Annotated in this window: 20 protein-coding genes; 11 read left to right on the forward strand and 9 right to left on the reverse strand. The window is 63.7% G+C overall.

What is annotated here, in order from left to right:
- Positions 1-4: 4 nt before the first annotated feature.
- Both G4D79_RS16650 and G4D79_RS16655 read left to right on the forward strand, forming a co-directional pair.
- Positions 5-934, forward strand: a complete 930-nt coding sequence (locus tag G4D79_RS16650; protein WP_030536619.1) for a nitronate monooxygenase family protein — start codon at positions 5-7, stop codon at positions 932-934.
- An 80-nt stretch (positions 935-1,014) separates the two neighbouring features.
- A complete protein-coding gene (locus tag G4D79_RS16655) occupies positions 1,015-1,995 on the forward strand; it encodes an ABC transporter substrate-binding protein (RefSeq protein WP_250887851.1) in 981 nt (326 codons plus the stop codon).
- Between the two features lie 57 nt (positions 1,996-2,052).
- Here the strand turns inward: G4D79_RS16655 and G4D79_RS16660 are convergent, their stop codons facing one another.
- Complete coding sequence (locus G4D79_RS16660) at positions 2,053-4,011, reverse strand: glycoside hydrolase family 15 protein (protein WP_003944557.1); 1,959 nt, start codon at positions 4,009-4,011, stop codon at positions 2,053-2,055.
- Between the two features lie 82 nt (positions 4,012-4,093).
- Here G4D79_RS16660 and G4D79_RS16665 point away from each other — a divergent pair, with 82 nt between their 5' ends.
- From G4D79_RS16665 to G4D79_RS16685, 6 genes are all read left to right on the forward strand, one after another.
- Positions 4,094-4,300 (forward strand): hypothetical protein, encoded by a 207-nt coding sequence (locus G4D79_RS16665; protein ID WP_003944489.1) that lies wholly within the window; start codon positions 4,094-4,096, stop codon positions 4,298-4,300.
- Between the two features lie 123 nt (positions 4,301-4,423).
- Positions 4,424-4,513, forward strand: a complete 90-nt coding sequence (locus G4D79_RS35405) for an Ms4533A family Cys-rich leader peptide (protein ID WP_309599318.1) — start codon at positions 4,424-4,426, stop codon at positions 4,511-4,513.
- Between the two features lie 196 nt (positions 4,514-4,709).
- Positions 4,710-5,741, forward strand: a complete 1,032-nt coding sequence (locus tag G4D79_RS16670) for a sulfate ABC transporter substrate-binding protein (RefSeq protein WP_214514250.1) — start codon at positions 4,710-4,712, stop codon at positions 5,739-5,741.
- A gap of 7 nt (positions 5,742-5,748) precedes the next feature.
- Positions 5,749-6,597, forward strand: coding sequence for a sulfate ABC transporter permease subunit CysT (cysT, locus tag G4D79_RS16675; RefSeq protein WP_030536617.1), 849 nt, complete (start codon positions 5,749-5,751; stop codon positions 6,595-6,597).
- Positions 6,594-7,400, forward strand: a complete 807-nt coding sequence (gene cysW / locus G4D79_RS16680) for a sulfate ABC transporter permease subunit CysW (RefSeq protein WP_003944503.1) — start codon at positions 6,594-6,596, stop codon at positions 7,398-7,400. Before cysT ends, cysW begins: the two co-directional genes overlap by 4 nt.
- Positions 7,397-8,446 (forward strand): sulfate/molybdate ABC transporter ATP-binding protein, encoded by a 1,050-nt coding sequence (locus tag G4D79_RS16685; protein ID WP_007731046.1) that lies wholly within the window; start codon positions 7,397-7,399, stop codon positions 8,444-8,446. Before cysW ends, G4D79_RS16685 begins: the two co-directional genes overlap by 4 nt.
- Positions 8,447-8,571: 125 nt before the next feature.
- Here G4D79_RS16685 and G4D79_RS16690 read toward each other — a convergent pair whose 3' ends face one another.
- The 7 genes from G4D79_RS16690 to G4D79_RS16720 all read right to left on the reverse strand — a co-directional run bounded on the left by G4D79_RS16690 (position 8,572) and on the right by G4D79_RS16720 (position 15,843).
- Positions 8,572-9,468: a universal stress protein gene (locus G4D79_RS16690; RefSeq protein WP_003944544.1), complete on the reverse strand. Its 897-nt coding sequence runs from the start codon at positions 9,466-9,468 to the stop codon at positions 8,572-8,574.
- Between the two features lie 55 nt (positions 9,469-9,523).
- Positions 9,524-10,300, reverse strand: coding sequence for a DUF998 domain-containing protein (locus G4D79_RS16695; protein WP_054801921.1), 777 nt, complete (start codon positions 10,298-10,300; stop codon positions 9,524-9,526).
- Between the two features lie 94 nt (positions 10,301-10,394).
- Positions 10,395-11,150, reverse strand: coding sequence for a sirohydrochlorin chelatase (locus tag G4D79_RS16700; protein WP_081558035.1), 756 nt, complete (start codon positions 11,148-11,150; stop codon positions 10,395-10,397).
- A gap of 4 nt (positions 11,151-11,154) precedes the next feature.
- Positions 11,155-12,441 carry a sulfate adenylyltransferase subunit 1 gene (locus tag G4D79_RS16705; RefSeq protein WP_020969973.1) on the reverse strand — a complete coding sequence of 429 codons (1,287 nt, stop codon included), beginning with the start codon at positions 12,439-12,441 and terminating at the stop codon, positions 11,155-11,157.
- A complete protein-coding gene (gene cysD / locus G4D79_RS16710; RefSeq protein ID WP_007731054.1) occupies positions 12,441-13,376 on the reverse strand; it encodes a sulfate adenylyltransferase subunit CysD in 936 nt (311 codons plus the stop codon). Before cysD ends, G4D79_RS16705 begins: the two co-directional genes overlap by 1 nt.
- On the reverse strand, positions 13,373-14,116 hold the full coding sequence (locus tag G4D79_RS16715; RefSeq protein WP_214514251.1) for a phosphoadenylyl-sulfate reductase: 744 nt from the start codon (positions 14,114-14,116) through the stop codon (positions 13,373-13,375). Before G4D79_RS16715 ends, cysD begins: the two co-directional genes overlap by 4 nt.
- Entirely contained in the window at positions 14,113-15,843 is a 1,731-nt protein-coding gene (locus tag G4D79_RS16720) for a nitrite/sulfite reductase (RefSeq protein ID WP_042450188.1), read from the reverse strand. Before G4D79_RS16720 ends, G4D79_RS16715 begins: the two co-directional genes overlap by 4 nt.
- A 502-nt stretch (positions 15,844-16,345) precedes the next feature.
- Between G4D79_RS16720 and hemW the strand changes: the two genes are divergently transcribed.
- Positions 16,346-17,572, forward strand: a complete 1,227-nt coding sequence (hemW, locus tag G4D79_RS16725) for a radical SAM family heme chaperone HemW (RefSeq protein WP_007731057.1) — start codon at positions 16,346-16,348, stop codon at positions 17,570-17,572.
- 35 nt (positions 17,573-17,607) lie between these two features.
- Complete coding sequence (locus G4D79_RS16730) at positions 17,608-18,228, forward strand: hypothetical protein (RefSeq protein ID WP_065456327.1); 621 nt, start codon at positions 17,608-17,610, stop codon at positions 18,226-18,228.
- A gap of 3 nt (positions 18,229-18,231) precedes the next feature.
- Here G4D79_RS16730 and G4D79_RS16735 read toward each other — a convergent pair whose 3' ends face one another.
- A complete protein-coding gene (locus tag G4D79_RS16735; protein ID WP_003944521.1) occupies positions 18,232-18,555 on the reverse strand; it encodes a type II toxin-antitoxin system VapB family antitoxin in 324 nt (107 codons plus the stop codon).
- Between the two features lie 157 nt (positions 18,556-18,712).
- Here G4D79_RS16735 and hrcA point away from each other — a divergent pair, with 157 nt between their 5' ends.
- Positions 18,713-19,756 carry a heat-inducible transcriptional repressor HrcA gene (gene hrcA, locus G4D79_RS16740; RefSeq protein ID WP_003944583.1) on the forward strand — a complete coding sequence of 348 codons (1,044 nt, stop codon included), beginning with the start codon at positions 18,713-18,715 and terminating at the stop codon, positions 19,754-19,756.
- Positions 19,757-19,801: the final 45 nt, after the last annotated feature.

The following is a 19,801-nucleotide window of genomic DNA, read 5'->3' on the forward strand; positions in this document are numbered from 1 at the left end:
GCGCATGGTCACCACCTGGTTGTCCCGAGAGTTCGGAATCGAAATCCCGGTTCTCGGGGCGCCCATGGGTGGCCGCGCGGGCGGCGCGCTCGCCGGAGCTGTATCGGCGGCCGGCGGGTTGGGTCTGCTCGGCGCGGCTCGGTACAACACACCGGAGTGGATCGAGGCCGAAGCTGAAGTGGCCCGCTCGATCGGCGGAAAGTTCGGCGTCGGCCTGATGACGTGGTCGCTGCCCGAGAACGAGTTGATGCTCGACGCCGCGATTGCCGTCGAGCCGACCATGATCACCTTGTCGTTCGGTGATCCCGCCTCGTATGTCGGACGAATCCACGATGCGGGCATTCCCGTTGTGTCACAGATCAATACGCTCGAAGACCTTCGCATTGTCGAGGCCGCGGGTGTCGACGGCGTGATCGCGCAAGGCGGTGAGGCAGGCGGTCACACGGGCCGAATCGGAACCTTGCCGCTGCTGCAGGAGATCCTCGAAACGACATCACTTCCAGTACTGGCGGCCGGCGGAATCGGGACCGGCCGCGGTTTGGCCGCAGTCCTGGCAGCCGGCGGGGAAGGCGTGATGATCGGAACGGCGCTGCTCGCCAGCCCGGAGACGGTCGGGCCGGACTATGCCCGCGACCGCGTCGTCGAAGCCGGAAGTGCCGACACGATTTACACCTCGGTGTTCGACCGAGCGCGCAGTCAACCGTGGCCGCAGCGGTGGGGTGGCCGCGCGGTGGCCAACGAGTTCACTGCCGCCTGGCACGGAGTCGACGCCGATGAGGAAATGCTGGCAAAGGCGTACGACCCGTCGGATCCCCACAGCGGAGTCGTCTACGCCGGAGAAGCTGTCGGACTCGTACACGGAACCCATCCGGCCGGCGACGTGGTTCGACGCATCGGCGCCGATGCGGAGCGTCTGCTCTCTCGTTTCGCCTGAAAGCAAGGTCGGACACAACCGGGTCCCATATGAGAAGGTAAGCCTCTGCTAACTAGTGGAGGAGTATTTTCGTGCGTGCGATGAAGTTTTCGGCGGTGGCTCTCTTGGGAGCGCTGGTCGTAGGTATCAGCGGATGTTCGTCCTCGGACGCCGACGAGATCGCGGGCGGTCGGGTCACCACGATCGACCACAAGTTCGGCGCCACCACGATCACCGGGACGCCGACGCGCATCGTCGCGGCCGACACCCAGTGGCTCGACGCTCTGCTCGAACTCGGAATCCAGCCGGTGGGGTACCTGGCTGCCGGCCCGATGGGCGACGAGCGTGGTCTGTTCCCGTGGGAGAGTGGCGTGGACGCGTCGGCGAAGGAACTCGATCGCTCGGCGATCCAGCAGTTCGGTGTCCCGCTCAAAGCTGAAGAAATTGCAGCCTTGGATCCCGATCTGATTCTCGGCGGGTTCTCCGTCGCCGATCAGGACGATTTCGACCAGTTGAGCAAGATCGCTCCGACAATTGCCGGTCTGTCCGACGTCCAGGTCGATCCGTGGCAGGACCAGGTGGAGATTCTCGGCCGGGTTCTCGACAAGGAGTCGCGAGCCGACGAGATCGTCGAGGCGACAAACGGGCAGATCGATGCGCTCGCACAGCGGTTGCCGGGGCTGAAGGGTAAGACCGCTCTTTTGTCGCAGTACGTCTTCCCGACGTCGCAGTTGGTGATCGTCGCTGATCCCAAGGACGGTGCTTCGGGACTGTTCACGCGTCTGGGAATGTCGTTGCCGCCCAAGCTGGTCGACGAGGCCGGTGTGACCGGTGGCCGGCTGATACTCAGCCCGGAACGGATAGACGCTCTCAGCGCCGACGTCGTGGTGCTGCTGCCCAACGGCGGGTCGCTCGACGACATGATGAAGCTGCCGGGGTTTGCCGACCTGCCTGCAGTCAAGGGTGGCGGATTGGCCATCGTCGACTATCCGACTGTTGCCGGCCTGAACACTCCGTCGTCGCTGTCGCTGAAGTACTCGCTCGAATCGATCACGCCGCAGCTCGAAGCGGTGGCCGGCTAGACCTGCTGTGCGCCTTTATTAACCGCGGGCGGTTAATAAAGGCGCACAGCAGGGGGTCTAGGTCGCGTTGTGCGCGGGCTGGAAAGCTCCGGCTTCGGCAGCTTCCTCGGCGCGGATCACGTGGACCACGGCGTTGATCAGCGCCAGGTGTGTGAACGCCTGCGGGAAGTTACCCAGATGGCGACCGGTGTGCGCGTCGATCTCCTCCGCGTACAGCTTGAGCGGGCTCGCGAACCCGAGCAGGCGCTCACAGAGATGCTTTGCGCGATCCAGTTCGCCGATCTCGACGAGGGCGGACACCAACCAGAAGGAACAGATGGTGAACGTGCCCTCCTCTCCGCTCAATCCGTCGTCGGTGGTGTCGACGCGATAGCGCAGGACCAACCCCTCTTCGGTGAGCTCGTCGGCGATCGCCAGCACCGTCGCCCGGATGCGCGGATCGTCGGCCGGCAGGAAGCGCAGCAGCGGTGCCAACAAGAGCGACGCGTCGAGTGAATCGTGGCCGTACCGCTGCGTCAGAACTCCGCGCGAGTCGACACCGTGCGCGAGGATGTCGGCCTTGATCTCGTCCGCGATGGCTGTCCATTGCTGTGCAAAGCTCTTCTCGCCCTGCATCTCTGCCAGCTTGGCGCCGCGATCGAGAGCGACCCAGCACATGATCTTCGACGACGTGAAGTGCTGCGGTTCACCGCGCACCTCCCAGATCCCGCGGTCGGGTTGACGCCAGTGCTTGATCGCTTCCTCGACCTGCTTCTTGAGTAGCGGCCACAACGCCTCGGGGACGCGCTCGCGGGTACGGATGTGGAGGTACACCGAGTCGAGCATGGTGCCCCAGATGTCGTGCTGCTGTTGATCGAACGCCCCGTTGCCGATACGCACCGGACGGGCGCCGTCGTAGCCGGACAGATGGTTGAGTTCGGATTCCTCGAGCGTGCGCTCGCCGCCGATGCCGTACATCACCTGCAAGGGATGTGGCTGACCGTTGTCCGAACTCGACACGTCGTAGATGAAGTTGAAGAAGTCGTTGGCCTCACGGTCCAACCCGAGCGTGTAGAGGCCCCACAGTGCGAAGGTGGAATCGCGAACCCACGCGTAGCGATAGTCCCAGTTGCGTTCTCCGCCTGGTGTTTCCGGTAGCGAGGTCGTCGAAGCCGCGAGTAGGGCTCCGGTCGGTGCGTAGGTGAGCCCCTTGAGTGTGAGCGCACTGCGCTGTAGGTATCCGCGCCACGGGTGATCGGGGAACTTGCCGATCGTCACCCACTCACGCCAGGACTTGGACGTCTGCCACATCTTGTCGGCGGCCTCGTCGAACGTCTGCGGCGCGGGAAGATCCGACCACGAGAGCGCGACGTACACGTTGTCGCCTTCGACCAGTCGCGTCCGCGCTCGTGCTTCACGACCTTCCAGACCCAGTCGTAGGTCGGTGGTCAAGCGCAGAGTGGGATGGTCTCCGGGCTTGGCGGAGCGACACGTTGCCGTTGCTTCCTCGTAGACCTTTCCGGTGTACTCCCAATTCGCCGTGCCACGGTGATAGTCGAACGCGGGCTCACAGCTCATCTCGAGTTCGACGGTGCCGCTGACACATTTGACCGTACGGAGAAGGGTGTGTTCGGCATCCCAGTCGGTCGGTGTGCGCTTGTGCGTGTTCGATCGCTTGTCGACGTTGTGCCAGGGACCGAGAACCAGGGCGTCGCGGACGACGAGCCAGCCGGTCTCGGTCTGCCAGGTGGTCTCGAGAATGAGTCCACCCGGCAGATAGCGCCGAGCGGCCGGCACGTTCTGGCCGTAGGGGCCGATACGGAAATGGCCTGCGCTGCGGTCGAGGATGGCACCGAACACGCTGGGGGAGTCCGGGCGGGGAACGCACATCCACTCGACAGATCCGTTACGGGCAATCAGGCACGAGGTTTCGCAATCGGAAAGAAACGCATAGTCGTCGATCGGGGGAAAGTTGCTTCGATGGTGACCCGTGGAGGCGGGAGGAATCGTCTGCACCACTTCGTCGTCAGCACTCATTCGGCCATCATCCGGCCAGAATCGGCACACGTCCAATCCACACGCTGTCGGGACCGTATCGTCCGAAGGATAGGGTGTTGGCGTGGATCGGATTGCGGATTGGTGGGACAGCTTCGAGCTGTGGATGGCGGGGCTCCCGTTCATCCCGCAGGTCGCGTTGGTCCTGATCGTCGTCGTTCCGCTGTGCCGCCTGGTGGCCATCGGTCTGGATCGCGCGTTGGCCGCCGTTCTCGCTCTGCCGCTCTTCGGCTGGTTGCGTAGGAATTCTCGAGAAGTAGAGGAAAGCTGATGCCCCGCTCACGGGTCACTCTCGCCCTGATAGCCCTGATTCTCCTCGTGATCGTCGCGTGGCTTCTCACCCGTTAGTTCTCCCGATTAGAGCGGGCGCCGGTGCTCTGCTAAAGTCCACCGCGTGTCCGAAGCAACAGCTCCCGTAATCCGCCACCAGTTGGCGTTGATTGCTGTCGGCATGCTCGACGTCGCTGACGTCGCCTGTTGTTGATTTCCTGAGTTCGACCTCTCCGGTGGTGCTGCGCACCCCACTCGAACTTCTCTGCGCGTAACTCGCGCCCCCGATTCAGGGCTCATCGCCCGTCGGCTCTCCATGTCTGAACATCCCGATGGAATCAGCCCCAGAGGTCTCGGACTTGTCGTTTGACCAACCCTCGTTTGTCAGTCCTTTCAGGAAGGTATCTGCAATGAAACGCCGTTCCCGCACACTTCTCACTGCTATCGCGACCATGGGGGCCGTGGTACTCACAGCGTGCAGTGGTGGCTCGAGCGACACCGTGGGTGGTGACAGCGCCGCCAGCGACGGTAGCGCCGGCACGATCAACCTGTTCGCCTACGCCGTGCCGAAGCCTGGCTTCGACAAGCTCACCGCAGCCTTCCAGGCGACCGACGAGGGCAAGAACGTCAACTTCAATCCTTCCTACGGCGCCTCGGGCGACCAGTCGCGCAAGGTGAAGGACGGCGCCGAGGCAGACTTCGTCAACTTCTCCGTCGAGCCCGACATCACCCGCCTGGTCGATGCCGGTCTGGTCGATCAGAACTGGAACCAGGACGCCTACAACGGAATTCCGTTCGGATCGGTAGTCACCATCGTGACGCGTCCGGGGAACCCGAAGGGCATCAAAGACTGGGACGACCTGCTTCAGCCCGGCCTCGAGGTCGTCACGCCGAACCCGTTCAGCTCCGGCTCGGCCAAATGGAACCTCTTGGCGCCGTACGCCGCGAAGAGCGACGGTGGCAAGAACCCGCAGGCGGGTCTCGACTACGTCACCGCCTTGGTCAACGACCACGTCAAGATCCAGCCCAAGTCGGGACGCGAGGCTTCGGAAGCCTTCCTGCAGGGTAGCGGTGACGTTCTGATCAGTTACGAGAACGAGGCACTGTTCATCGAAGGCAACGGCGACCCGGTCGAGCACGTCACCCCGCCCACGACCTTCAAGATCGAGAACCCCGTTGCCGTGATCTCGAACAGCAAGGTCCTCGACAAGGCGACCGCGTTCAAGGACTACCTGTACACGACCGAGGGTCAGACGCTCTGGGCCGAAGCAGGATTCCGTCCCGTGGATCCCGCCGTCGCTGCCAAGTTCACCGACAAGTTCCCCGAGCCGGCCAAGCTGTGGACCATTGCAGACCTCGGCGGCTGGAAGGCCGTGGACAGTGCTCTGTTCACCAAGGACACCGGTTCGATCGCAGTGATCTACGACAACGCGACCAAGTAAGACTGACGTGACTGACACTATTGACCCCACCCCCGTGGCTCGTCGGCGAAAACTCGCGCGGGTCACGGGGAGTGTGGGGCCGCTCGGAATCGGAGTGGCCACCCTGTGGCTCTCCGTCATCGTTCTGCTTCCGCTCGCCGCGTTGACCGCCACCGCGTTCGACGAGGGGATCTCCGGATTCTGGGACGCCGTCACCGCACCCGTCGCCTTGGCGTCGTTGCGCGTGACGTTGTTGGTCTCGGTGATCGTGGCATTGATCAACGTCGTGATGGGCACGATCATCGCGTGGGTGCTGGTCCGGGACGACTTCCCGGGCAAGCGCATCGTCAACTCGATGATCGATCTGCCGTTCGCGCTACCGACCATCGTGGCATCGATCGTGCTGCTGTCCCTCTACGGCCCGCAGTCACCGATCGACATCCATCTCAATGCAACTCAGCCCGGACTGATCGTGGCATTGGCCTTCGTGACCTTGCCGTTCGTCGTCCGTTCCGTGCAGCCGGTGCTGATGGAGGTCGACCGCGAAGTCGAGGAAGCCGCTGCGTCGTTGGGAGCTTCCAACTGGACGATCTTTCGCTCGGTTGTTCTCCCGACGTTGGCGCCTGCCGTCATCTCCGGTGCGGGCCTCGCGTTCGCCAGAGCGATCGGTGAATACGGCTCGGTCGTTCTGATCGGCGGCAACATCCCACGCGTGACACAGATGACGTCGCAGTACATTCAGCAGCAGATCGAGATCGATCGTCCGACCAACGCCGCTGCCGTCTCGGTAGCGTTGCTGGCCATCGCATTCGTGACGCTGTTCGTCCTGCGAATCTTCGCCTCGCGGGGACAGCGACGTGAGGAGAGTTCCCGATGAACGTGTCCAGAGGATCGAAGATCGGTCTGCGGACCATCGCTCTCGTCTACCTGTTCGTGTTGCTGGTCGTGCCGATCGGTGTGATCCTGACGCGAACGTTCGAGAACGGAATCGGCCCGTTTCTCGAATCGATCACGACACCGGCAGCGATCTCCGCGTTGAATCTTTCGCTGATCATCGTGGCGATCGTGGTTCCGATCAACGTGGTGTTCGGTGTCGTCACGGCTCTGGCACTCGTGCGTGGGCGTTTCCCGGGCCGCGGAGTTCTGCAGTCGGTGGTCGACCTGCCCTTCGCGGTCTCGCCCGTCGTCGTCGGTGTGTCGTTGATTCTCCTGTGGGGTGCCAACGGTTGGTTCGGCGGCATCGAATCGTTGGGGTTCAAAGTCATCTTCGGGTTGCCAGGCATGGTGATCGCGACGATTTTCGTGACGCTGCCCTTCGTCGTCCGGGAAGTCGAACCCGTACTTCACGAGATCGGCGACGAGCAGGAACAAGCAGCCGCGACGCTCGGTGCCTCGGGCTGGCAGACGTTCTGGCGGATCACCTTGCCCGCGATCCGTTGGGGCTTGACATACGGAATCGTGTTGACGGTGGCGCGTTCGCTCGGTGAATTCGGCGCAGTCATCATGGTCTCTTCCGGCTTCCCGGGGGTATCCCAGACACTGACGTTGCTGGTGCACTCGCGATACATCGACGACCACAACACCTTTGGTGCGTATTCGGCGGCAACGCTGCTGATGGGCATCGCCATCATTGTCCTGTTGCTGATGACGCTGCTGGACCGTAAGAGGAGCACCACATGATCACAGTGACCGGGGCCCGCAAGAACTACGGTGATTTCGCGGCGCTCGACGACGTGACGGTCAACATTCCCTCGGGTTCGTTGACGGCATTGCTCGGGCCCAGTGGCTCGGGAAAGTCGACGTTGCTGCGTTCGATCGCAGGGCTCGAAGAACTCGATTCGGGAACCATCACCATCGCAGGCAAGGACGTCACCGGCGTGTCGCCGCAGAAGCGTGACATCGGTTTCGTGTTCCAGCACTACGCGGCGTTCAAGCACATGACGGTGCGGGACAACGTGGCGTTCGGCCTCAAGATCCGCAAGCGCCCGAAGCCGGAGATCGAGAAGAAGGTCAACGAACTACTGGGGATCGTCGGCCTCGACGGCTTTCAGCATCGGTACCCCGCGCAGCTGTCCGGTGGTCAACGCCAGCGCATGGCGTTGGCGCGCGCTCTGGCGGTGGATCCGCAGGTGCTCCTGCTCGACGAGCCCTTCGGCGCCCTCGACGCGAAGGTCCGTGCCGACCTGCGCACGTGGTTGCGTCGCCTGCATGACGAGGTGCACGTCACCACCGTCCTGGTCACACACGACCAGGAAGAGGCTCTCGACGTCGCCGACCGCATCGCGGTGCTGAACAAGGGGCGGATCGAGCAGATCGGTGAACCTGCCGACCTGTACGACCGCCCGTCCAACGACTTCGTGATGTCCTTCCTCGGATCCGTCGCGAAGCTCAACGGGCAGTTGGTCCGTCCGCATGACATCCGTCTCGGCCGCGATCCGAGCATGGCTCTCGCTCAGGAGTCCGGAACGGCCGAGTCCCTCGGCGTCACACGCGCAACCGTCGAGCGCGTCGTGTATCTCGGCTTCGAGGTTCGAGTCGACCTGCGCAACGAGGCAACCGGTGAGTTGTTCTCGGCTCAGGTCACCCGCGGTGACAGTGCAGCGCTGCACCTCGAGGCGGGGGAGACGGTCTACGCCCGGGCTACCCGGGTGCCGGATCTGCCGGAGACCCCGGTGTCGACGCCGGTGCAGGAGCCGGTCACGGTGAGCGTGGTCGGCCAGGTATGACCCGCTCGCCCTGTTCGACCTGTTGTACCCCCACTCCTGTTTGAGCGAACGGCACTTTCGGCCTCCTGATGGCGCCGAAAGTGCCGTTCGCTCAGAGTTGGGGGCCGGGCAACAGCGAGACGAGTTCAGCCCTCTCGGCAGACGAGGACCGGGCACTGGGCGTGGTGGATGAGGCTCTGACTGGTCGATCCGACTATCGACGCCATGAAGGGGCTGCGGCCGTGGCTACCGACGACTACGAGCTGCGCCTCCGCTGAATGCTCGAGCAGTGCTTTCATCGGTCCGCTGCGCTGGACACTGCGGGTGACTTCGACGTCGGGGTACTTCTCCGTCCAGCCGGCGAGGCACTCGGACAGCAGAGCATGCTCATGCTGCTCGTACGGACCCCAGTCGACGAAGCGCCTGGCTTCGGAGTACCCACCCAGCGAGGCGTGCTCGTTCCACGTGTGGACCGCAACCAAAGGTGCGCCGAGGAACGCGGCAAATTCGAAGGCATGCGCGACGGCGAGTTCGCTGAGCTTGCTCCCGTCGACGCCGACGACGATGGGCCTGGTGTCGGCCATCGCGTGATCACCCGTACCGCGGAATACGGCCACGGGACAGTGCGCGCGGTTGACCACCCGAATGGTGTCGGATCCGAGAAACACGGACTGCATTTCGCTGGTGCCGGCCTGACCCAGTGCAACGATGCGAGCCGACTTCGAGAGTTCGACGAGTGTGGTTGCGGGAGTACCGGTCACGAGGCCACGTTCGACGGTGACGTCGGTGTGATCATCGCGGATGGCGTCCTCGGCCTCGTCGAGCAGTTTTGCACCCTCGACGCGAAGGTGGTGGTCGAACATCTCTTCGTCGGTGACGTTTGTACCGCCACCGGACTCGGGTTGTCCTGGCAGCACGTGGGTCAGGCGAAGTGGTTCGTCGAATCTCTTTGCAGCCGAAGCTGCCCACCTCGCGGCGTTGACCGCGCTTGCCGAGCCGTCGATACCGGCCACGATTCCGTGTCGAACAGATGCACTGGTCATGGAAGTCTCCTCGCGTCGCCTCCTTACCAGTGTGTCCCTGCTCACCCCCGGTTCGCTACAAACCGGTCAGCTCCCGTGGTGCGAGAACGTCGGTGGGCACTGCCGCGCGAGATCGACGCGGGCGCAACGACAACAGAGCGGTGATGAATCCGTTACCAGGCAGTGTCAGTTCCACGTTCTTCAACACGGTTCGGCGCATCAACGCGAGCAGGGCCGCGACGCCGGTGACGGCCATCCACATAGGCAGCGGGTACAGCGTCAGGCGTTCACCAAGGCCGAAAGTGAGGGTTCGTCCGAGAAGCAGTACGGCACCGACGATTCCGGTAGCCGCGCACAGCCCTGACCACACTGCGATCCATTTGCTGTGCTTCCAGAATTGAATTGCCATGAGGACGAGAACGGCATGACGTGCGACGAAGCCGGGAAGTACGGCGGTCCAATGAACGAAGGTCCCGTCGTTCGCCGGGAAGAGGCCGGTGGCCGCGGTGCTCAATGCAACGACGACGGCAAGACCGAGAATCCACTTCTTCGCACGACCGTCCGGAATGTACTTGTGCAGCAAGGCCGCCCCGAGGATGGTGAGCGCACCGAGGATCATGAAGGCCGCGTTCATCACGTCGTGCATCGGCGAACATGAATCCACGCTGCATGTCGTCACGCCCAGCGAACTGATGGAGTCGCGCGCGAAGCTGTACGGCGTCTTCCATGCTCCGGCTGTGAAGATTTCGACAAGCAGGTAGAGCACCGACAGGACCCATGCGATGCCGGCTGTGCCGAGGCGAAGATTGTGAGTGATGGTGTTCCCTCTCGCGGCGCTCTGAGGGGATTGCACCCAAAGATCTGTTTCGCAGGCGAAGGAGGTACCTTCGCGAGCTGGACAGATCCAACACTACGGTAACAATCTGATAACGGCCTGTGAAACCGGATCAGGCGGAGCGGACCAGACGGCCGGGTAGTGCATCAGCGACTTGTCGGTAACGGTCGATCATCGTTTCGATCAGTAGAGAGTGCCCACCGATCGTGTCGGCGAAACGCGCGCGCGGACATGCAGTTGCTGCGGCAGCGCTGAGTCGATCGGTCAGTAGGCCGGGAGCCAAGAACCACGGCGCGACGACAACACGTTCGGCGCCGTCCTGCTCGAGTGCGGAGATCGCCTGGGCAACTGTCGGTTCCGCGGATGTCGCGAAACAGATTCGAACGCCCGACCAGTTGGTTCCGCCGAGGAGAGTGGACGCCAATTCTGCGGTCGCGGCATTGGCGCGCGCATCGGACGAGCCGACTGCCGCAAGAGCGACACCGACCGACGGATCGTCCGGCCGGGCACCCGCTTCGAGAATTCGCTCGCGTACTGCCTCGATCAGCCGAGCATCGCGACCCAGTACGTCTGCTTGGAACACGGTCAACTGGGGGTGGCGTGTCGCGGCAGCGGCCAAGAGTCCGGGCAGATCTACCCGGGCGTGGAAGGCATTGCCCAGCAGCATCGGAACAACAACGGCGTGAGTGTGGCCGTCGTGTGCAACCCCGTCCAGGACCTGATCGATGGACGGTGCATTGAGGTCGAGAAACGCCAGCCGGACATCGAGGTCTGGCCGGACTTCACGAAGAGCTGCCACAGCAGCCGCGATCACCCGAGCAGAACGGGGATCACGGCTACCGTGCGCAACAGCGATGAGCGGAACCATCGACTTAGACGCGCTCGCCCAATTCGACAGCGGAAATGACGTCGCCCACCAGGCCGGCTGCGAGAGTGTTTCCACCAGCGGGATCGATCAGCAGGAAGCTGCCGGTGTGGCGATTGACGGCGTAGTCGTCAGCCACGATCGGCTCGGCCACCCGGATGGAGATCTTGCCGATCTCGTTGAGCTCGAGAGTGTCCGGGCCCTGATCCGTGGTGAGGTCCTGCTCGTTGAAGCGTTCCACCAAACTGCCCACGATGGCCTGCGTCGTTCGCGTGCCGTGCTTGAGCAGCAGACGTGCACCGGGGCGCAGCGACTTCTCGGCCAGCCAGCAGACAGTGGCGTCGAATTCGCCGATCGGCTCGGGTGCGTCGGACGGCGATGCGATGGTGTCGCCGCGAGAGACGTCGACGTCGTCGGCCAGGATCAGCGTGACGCTGCGTCCGGCGTGGGCGACGTCCAGTTCGCCGTCGGCCGTGTCGATACGTGTGACGGTGGTGCGCGTACCCGAGGGCAGGATCACCACTTCGTCGCCGGGCACGACGGAACCTGCAGCGACCTGACCGGCGTAGCCGCGGTAGTCGAGGAACTCTGCGGTGCGGGGGCGGATCACGTACTGCACCGGGAAACGCAGACCGACGCGATGTGGCTCGGCGTCGACCGGAATCGACTCGAGGTGCTCGATCAGCGTGGGGCCGGTGTAGTACGGGGTCTTGTCGGAGCGGATGGCGACGTTGTCACCGTGCAGTGCCGACACCGGGATCTCGACGACGTCTTCGCTTGCCCAGCCAAGTGAGCTGGTGAGTTCGTTGAACTCGGCGGAGATCGAGGTGAAGACCTCTTCGGGGTTCTCGACGAGGTCGATCTTGTTCACGGCGAGAACGAGCTTCGGGACACCGAGCAACGCGAGAACCGCTGCGTGCCTGCGAGTCTGCGCGATGACGCCCTTGCGAGCATCGACCAGCAGGATCACGAGCTGAGCCGTCGAGGCACCGGAGACAGTGTTGCGGGTGTACTGCACGTGGCCCGGTGTATCGGCGAGCACGAAGGTGCGCTTGGGGGTCGCGAAGTAGCGGTACGCCACGTCGATGGTGATGCCCTGCTCACGCTCGGCGCGCAGTCCGTCCACCAGGAGCGAGAGGTCAGGGGTGTCGAGACCGCGGTCCACCGACGCACGGGTCACGGCGTCGATCTGGTCGGCGAGAACGGATTTCGTGTCGTACAACAGGCGGCCCACGAGGGTGGACTTTCCGTCGTCGACGCTGCCGGCAGTTGCCAGTCTGAGCAGATCGCTCATCAGAAGTAGCCCTCTCGCTTGCGGTCTTCCATGGCCGCTTCGGAAACTCGGTCGTCGCCACGGGTCGCGCCGCGCTCGGTCAAACGTGATGCCGCAACCTCGGCGAGGATCGCTTCGTTGTCGGCCGCATCGGAGAGAACAGCACCGGTGGTCGAACCGTCGCCGACGGTGCGGTATCGCACCGAAAGGGTCTGCAGCTCTTCGCCGTCAGCCGGCCCACCCCAGACTCCGGGGGTCATCCACATGCCGTCGCGCTGGTACACCGGACGCTGGTGGGCGTAGTAGATGCTGGCGAGCTCGACGTTGTCGCGGGCGATGTAACGCCAGATGTCCAGCTCGGTGAAGTTGCTGAGCGGGAAGACGCGTACCTGCTCGCCGGGGGAGTGGCGACCGTTGTACAGGTTCCACAGCTCCGGGCGCTGCTTCTTGGGATCCCACTGTCCGAAAGCGTTGCGCAGCGAGAAGATCCGCTCCTTGGCGCGGGCCCGCTCCTCGTCGCGGCGAGCGCCGCCGAAGACGGCGTCGAAACGGTTCTCCGAGATCGCGTCCAGCAACGGCACGGTCTGCAGCGGGTTGCGGATACCGTCGGGGCGCTCGGTGAGGCGACCGTCCGCGATGTACTCCTCGACGCTGGCCACGTGCAGGCGCAGGTTGTACTTGGCTACCACGTGGTCGCGGAAGTCGAGGACTTCCTGCAGGTTGTGGCCGGTGTCGACGTGCAGCAGGGTGAACGGCAGCGGCGCAGGCCAGAAGGCCTTGATCGCCAGATGCAGCAGCACCGTGGAATCCTTACCGCCCGAGAAGAGAATGACCGGGCGTTCGAATTCGCCGGCTACCTCTCGGAAGATGTGGATCGCTTCGGACTCGAGGGCGTCGAGAGTATCGAACTGTGTGCCGTCGAGCTGAGGCCGTGAAGGTGTCAAGTCAACTGTCATGATGCGTGCAACCCGCATTCTGTCTTGGAGGCACCGGCCCAACGACCGCTACGCGGATCGCTGCCGGGGGCTGGCTTGCTGGTGCAGGGTGCGCAGCCGATGGACGGATAGCCCTCGTCGACAAGAGGATTGACGAGGATGGAATTGGTGTCGATGTAGTTCTGCATCTCCTCGTCCGACCACGGAGCGATCGGGTTGATCTTCACGAGTCCGAAGGCTTCGTCGAAGGAGATCAGGGGAGCGTTGGCGCGGGTGGGCGCTTCGACGCGGCGGATGCCGGTCACCCACGCGCTGTAGCCGGACAGTGTCTGCTTGAGCGGCGCGACTTTGCGTAGTGCGCAGCAGCGGTTGGGATCACGGGCGAACAGATCCTTGCCCTCGGCGACATCCTGCTCGGCGACGCTTGCCAGCGCACGAGCGTTGATGACGTTGACGCCGTACACCTGCTCGACCGCGTCACGCGTGCCGATGGTTTCGGGGAAGTGGTAGCCGGTGTCGAGGAAGAGTACGTCGACGCCCGGATGCACCTGTGCGGCAAGGTGAACCAATACCCCGTCCTGCATGTTCGACGCCACGATGTAACCGCTACGATCCCCCGTCGCTGCGCTCGCCCCGTCACCGAACGTGTCCTCGGTCCACTGCAACAGTTCCTGCGCGCTGGCTCCGTCGAGTTCTACGGCACCGCGCTCGGCGATGGACCGAAGCTCGTCGGCAGTTGCTCGCGAAATGTCCACTGTCATCGCAAATCTCCTTCGTCTGCGCGCACTGCCCATTCGGCGAACCGTTCACCTTCGTTGCGGTTCTTGACGAACTGACGTACGACGCGGTCGATGTAGTCACCCATCTCGACGCTGGTGACCTTGTGCTGGCGCAGCTTGCGTCCGAAGGCGCTGTCGAATCCGAGGCTGCCTCCCAGATGAACCTGGAAACCCTCGACTTGATTCCCCTCACCGTCGTCGACGAGTTGGCCCTTGAAGCCGATGTCGGCGATCTGCGAGCGAGCGCAGGAGTTGGGGCAACCGTTGATGTTGATGGTGATCGGCACGTCGAGCTGGCTGTTGATGTCGGCAAGACGCTGTTCGAGTTCGGGCACGAGCACCTGCGAACGCTTGCGGGTCTCGGCGAACGAGAGCTTGCAGAACTCGATGCCGGAGCAGGCCATCAGGTTCTTGCGCCAGTGCGACGGACGGGCGGGAAGACCCAGCGCGTCGAGATCGGCGATGAGCGGCTCGAGCGTCTCGTCGGCGACGTCGAGGATGATCAGCTTCTGGTACGGAGTGAAGCGGATCCGGTCGCTGCCGGCCTTCTCGGCGGCGTCGGCGACCTGAGCCAGGATGTCTCCCGAGACGCGGCCGGCGATCGGAGCGAAACCGACTGCGTTGTGGCCGTTGCGGGTCTTCTGGATACCGACGTGATCGATCGGGCGCTTGGGCTTCTCGGGCGCGGGGCCGTCGATGAGCGGACGCTTCAGGTACTCGGTCTCGAGAACCTCGCGGAACTTCTCGATACCCCAGTCCTTGACGAGGAACTTGAGCCTGGCCTTCGCGCGCAGACGGCGGTAGCCGTAGTCACGGAAGATCGAGACGACGCCCTCCCAGACATCGGGGACCTCGTCGAGCGGAATCCAGGCGCCGACGCGCTGCGCCAGCATCGGGTTGGTGGACAGTCCGCCGCCGACCCAGAGGTCGAGGCCCGGGCCGTGCTCGGGGTGGTTCACGCCGATGAAGGCGATGTCGTTGATCTCGTGAACAACATCCTGCTGACCGGAGATAGCGGTCTTGAACTTGCGCGGCAGGTTGGAGTACTTGGGGTCGCCGATGTAGCGGCGCACGATCTCGTCGATCGCCGGGGTGGGATCGAGGACCTCGTCGAGCGATTCGCCGGCCAGGGGAGAACCGAGGACGACGCGAGGGCAGTCACCGCACGCTTCGGTGGTCTTGAGCCCGACGGCTTCGAGGCGCTTCCAGATCTCCGGGACGTTCTCGACCTCGATCCAGTGGAACTGAACGTTCTCACGGTCCGACAGGTCGGCGGTGTTCCGGCCGAATTCCTTCGAGATACCGGCGATGGTGCGCAGCTGCTCGACGTTCAGAGCGCCGGCGTCGCAACGCACGCGCATCATGAAGTACTTGGCCTCGAGCAGGTCGATGTTCTCGTCGCCAGTGAAGGTGCCGTCGTAGCCTTCTTCGCGCTGGGTGTAGAGACCCCACCAGCGGAAGCGGCCGCGAAGGTCGCCCTTGTCGATGCTGTCGAAGCCCTGCTTGGAGTAGATGTTCTCGATGCGGGCCCGAACGTTGAGCGGGTTGTCGTCCTTCTTGGCCTGCTCGTTGGCGTTGAGAGGCTCGCGGTAACCGAGGGCCCACTGACCTTCGGCGCGACGCTTGGCGGGACGCGCAGCGCGTGCAGGCCGGGCTTCGGCAGCTGCTGCCGAATCGGCGGGTGTGGCGGCGTCGGTGGTCGACGTCATCGATGAACTCCTGGATCTGGGCGGTTGATCGGCACGCGGCACGCACTATCGATGAACTGTGGCGGTGTCTGATCGGGACGCACCGGTCCGTGTCGGAAATCGAGGGGGCTGTCCTCGGTCTCGGAAAGCTCGCGGCCGGCAGGTGTGCTCACGAAAACGAACAGCTGGAGAAGCTGCGTCCCTGAAAAGGCATGTCTCTGCAGAGAGTGTTTCGGTGAAGCAGATGGAGATGAGCGGGAAAGGCTGGAAGATCAGTGAAAGATCAACAGCTACACAGGTGCAGACACGACGAGCTGCACACACGCTTGAAGTCGACATGGCGACGCGCCACAAGTCGCACTCCGAGTCCGGTCATGCGGACCATTGTGCCACGTCAACTCGATAATTCCGACTCGGGCGCATATTTCCACGAAAAACGGGGGAAATATCGAGTTCAAGCCGTACGCCGACCTGCATCGCAGGCTGAATAGGTGTGCGTTCCGGATGCTGGGACACTGGAGGTGTGAATGCCACCAGCACGACTCCCACTCGACAGAGCGAGGCGACGCCCTTCGCCTTGCCCGCGCGATCGCTCGAGGGTGTCGGGAAACGGCCGTTCGGGATCTACATCCACGTCCCGTTCTGTGCCACCAGGTGTGGGTACTGCGATTTCAACACCTACACGGCCGGAGAGCTCGGAACTTCCGCCTCGCCGCAATCGTGGTTGGAAGGTCTGCGGCGCGAACTCGATCTCGCGGCCGAGATGACGGGCGCCCCGGCGGCGGACACCGTGTTCGTGGGCGGTGGAACGCCGTCGCTGCTCGGTGGTGACGGATTGTCCGACGTGCTGTCGGCGGTGCGGAGCAGCTTCGGCCTGGCGTCCGGCGCCGAAGTGACCACGGAATCGAACCCCGAATCGACGTCGCCGGAGTTCTTCGGTGCTCTCCGCAGCGCTGGATTCACCCGGATTTCCCTCGGCATGCAGTCGGCCGCCCAGCACGTTCTGAAGATCCTCGACCGCACGCACACCCCCGGTCGCGCCGTCGCTGCCGCGAAAGAGGCTCGCGCAGCTGGTTTTTCGCACGTGAATCTCGATTTGATCTATGGAACCCCGGGGGAGCGCGATCAAGACCTGGACGCCTCACTCGATGCGGTCCTCTCCGCCGATGTCGATCACGTCTCGGCCTACGCGTTGATCGTCGAGGACGGCACCGCCATGGCTCGCAAGGTCAGGCGCGGCGAGCTGCCCGCCCCGGACGACGACGTGCTGGCCTCGCGGTACGAACGAATCGATTCACGCCTGTCCGAGGCAGGCTTGCGGTGGTACGAGGTCTCCAACTGGGCAAAGGCGGAAACCGCGGACTCCGGTGACACCCGGTGTCGTCACAACCTCGGCTACTGGGACGGCGGTGACTGGTGGGGTGCCGGTCCGGGCGCGCACAGCCACGTCGGCGGAGTGCGGTGGTGGAACGTCAAGCACCCGGCGCGGTACGCGGAACAGTTGGCGCTCGGCGAACTTCCCGTCGGCGGCAGCGAAGAACTGACCGCCGAGGACGAACACATGGAGCGAGTCATGCTGACCGCACGGTTGCGTACGGGACTTCCGTTGTCGGAACTGTCTGCATCCGAACGTCTTTCGGCCGAACAGGTGGTAGTCGACGGGTTGGCCGTGATCGAGAACGATCACGTGGTTCTCACCGACCGTGGTCGCCTGCTCGCCGATGCGGTGATTCGCACGATCCTGACCTGACGCGCAACCATCCTTCGCCGCGTAATGTGGCCGTGGTGGCCATCATTCATCGTGCGCAGCTGAATCCGTCCAAGAACGACCTGCTCCGAGCGTGGGTGCCCAAGCAGCCGTGGCTCGGGTCGGTCGACTGTTCGACGCTCGAACGCGTCGACGCCTATCGTTTCGACGACCCGGACGGTGAGGTCGGAATCGAGACGCACCTGATGCGCTCTGCCGACGGTCGAATTCTTCAGGTCCCGCTCACTTATCGTGGTGCTCCGCTGGACGGGGCGGACGCCGCACTGATCGCGACCATGGATCATTCGGTACTCGGCGAACGGTGGGTGTACGACGCATGCTGTGATCCGGTCTACGTCAGCGCGGTGGCGACCGCGATTCTGACCGGTGGGGCCGGAGTCGAACTGGTCTTCGCGGACACCGCCGATCGCATCCCCGTGACGGCTCACGTAGTAGGCAGCGGTACGGCCGGCGCTTCCGTACCGGCAGTCGAATCCGTGACCTGCTCGACAGTCGGCACCGACACGATCATCCGCGCGGGAGATCTGGAATTGACTGTGGTGAGAGTGATCGACGCAGATCGAGTCTCGGGCTCGGCGACGCTCACCGGAACCTGGCCGGGGCAAACGACACCTGCGTTGCTCGTGACTATCGCCTGAGCGTCAGCGGACTCCCTCGATGACACCGGGCATCGCGTCGAAGTCGAAGACACGCGCGTGCAGCACGACGCGGTTTCGCAGGGCCGAACGAACCGCTCGGTGCAGACCGTCCTCGAGGTAGAGAGTGCCGCGCCACTGCACTGCATGCGGGAACAGATCGCCGTAGAAGGTCGAGTCCTCCGACAGCAGGCGATCGAGTTCGAGGACCTTCGTGGTGGTCACGATCTCGTCGAGTCGAACCTGACGTGGAGGGAACTTCGACCAGTCGCGTAGAGACAGTCCGTGATCGGGATACGGTTTGCCGTCCATCACGCCTTTGAAGATCATGTGCCGCCTTGTCCATGGTTGTGCGATCGACCTTTCGCCGATCTCACTCCACAGTAAGGGCAACAGCCGTCTCTGGCGCTCGGGCGATTAGACTGCCAGTGGAAACCGATGTGTAAATGTCGGTGTTCGTTCTTTTCAGGAAACGGAGGTGGCAACGATGTCGAGTACCGACGACAGGCGTTTCGAGGTCTTACGTGCAATCGTGGCCGATTACGTCTCCACCCAGGACCCGGTGGGATCCAAGGCACTGGTCGAGCGTCACAACCTCGGAGTGTCGAGCGCCACTGTGCGCAACGACATGGCATTCCTCGAGGCCGAGGGCTACATTGCCCAACCGCACACCAGTTCCGGCCGCGTCCCCACCGACAAGGGATACCGCGAATTCGTCGATCGCATCGCCGACGTCAAGCCCATGTCCGGGCCCGAGCGTCGAGCGATCCTCGAGTTCTTGGAGTCGGGTGTCGATCTCGACGACGTTCTGCGTCGTGGTGTGCGACTGCTCGCGCAACTGACCCGTCAGGTCGCGGTTGTCCAGTACCCGTCGCTGTCCGCGTCGTCGGTTCGCCACCTCGAGGTGGTCGCTTTGACGCCGGCGCGCCTGCTTCTCGTTCTCATCACCGATTCCGGCCGCGTCGATCAGCGAATCGTCGAACTCGGAGACGTCCTCGAAGACGAAGACCTTTCCCGGTTGCGCACGCTTCTCGGCGGAGCACTGGAAGGCAAGCGCCTGGCCGCCGCGTCGATTGCCGTGGCGGAACTGGCCGACGAGTCTCCGGCCGACCTTCGCGACGCCGTGATCCGCTCGGCAACGGTGCTGGTCGAGACCCTGGTCGAACATCCGGAAGATCGCCTCGTTCTGGGCGGAACCTCGAATCTCACGCGCAACGCCGCCGATTTCTCCGGTCTGGCCGGCTTCCCCGGTTCGCTGCGCGCAGTGCTCGAAGCACTGGAAGAGCAGGTAGTGGTCCTCAAACTGCTCGCTGCGACGCAGAACTCCGGCACGGTCACCGTTCAGATCGGTGAAGAGACGCAGGTCGAACAGATGCGCGGAACCTCCGTGATTTCGACTGGCTACGGCGCGGCCGGTACCGTTTTCGGTGGTGTCGGTGTGCTCGGACCCACTCGGATGGACTATCCGGGAACAATTGCATCGGTTGCCGCCGTTGCCAGATACATCGGCGAAGTTCTCTCCGAGCGATGACGGACGTCGACATTCGTCGGCACGCCTCCTCGCGAGGACTGAGGA

This window comes from Rhodococcus sp. WY5, from assembly GCF_018588185.1.
Classification (GTDB): Bacteria; Actinomycetota; Actinomycetes; order Mycobacteriales; family Mycobacteriaceae; genus Rhodococcus_F; species Rhodococcus_F qingshengii.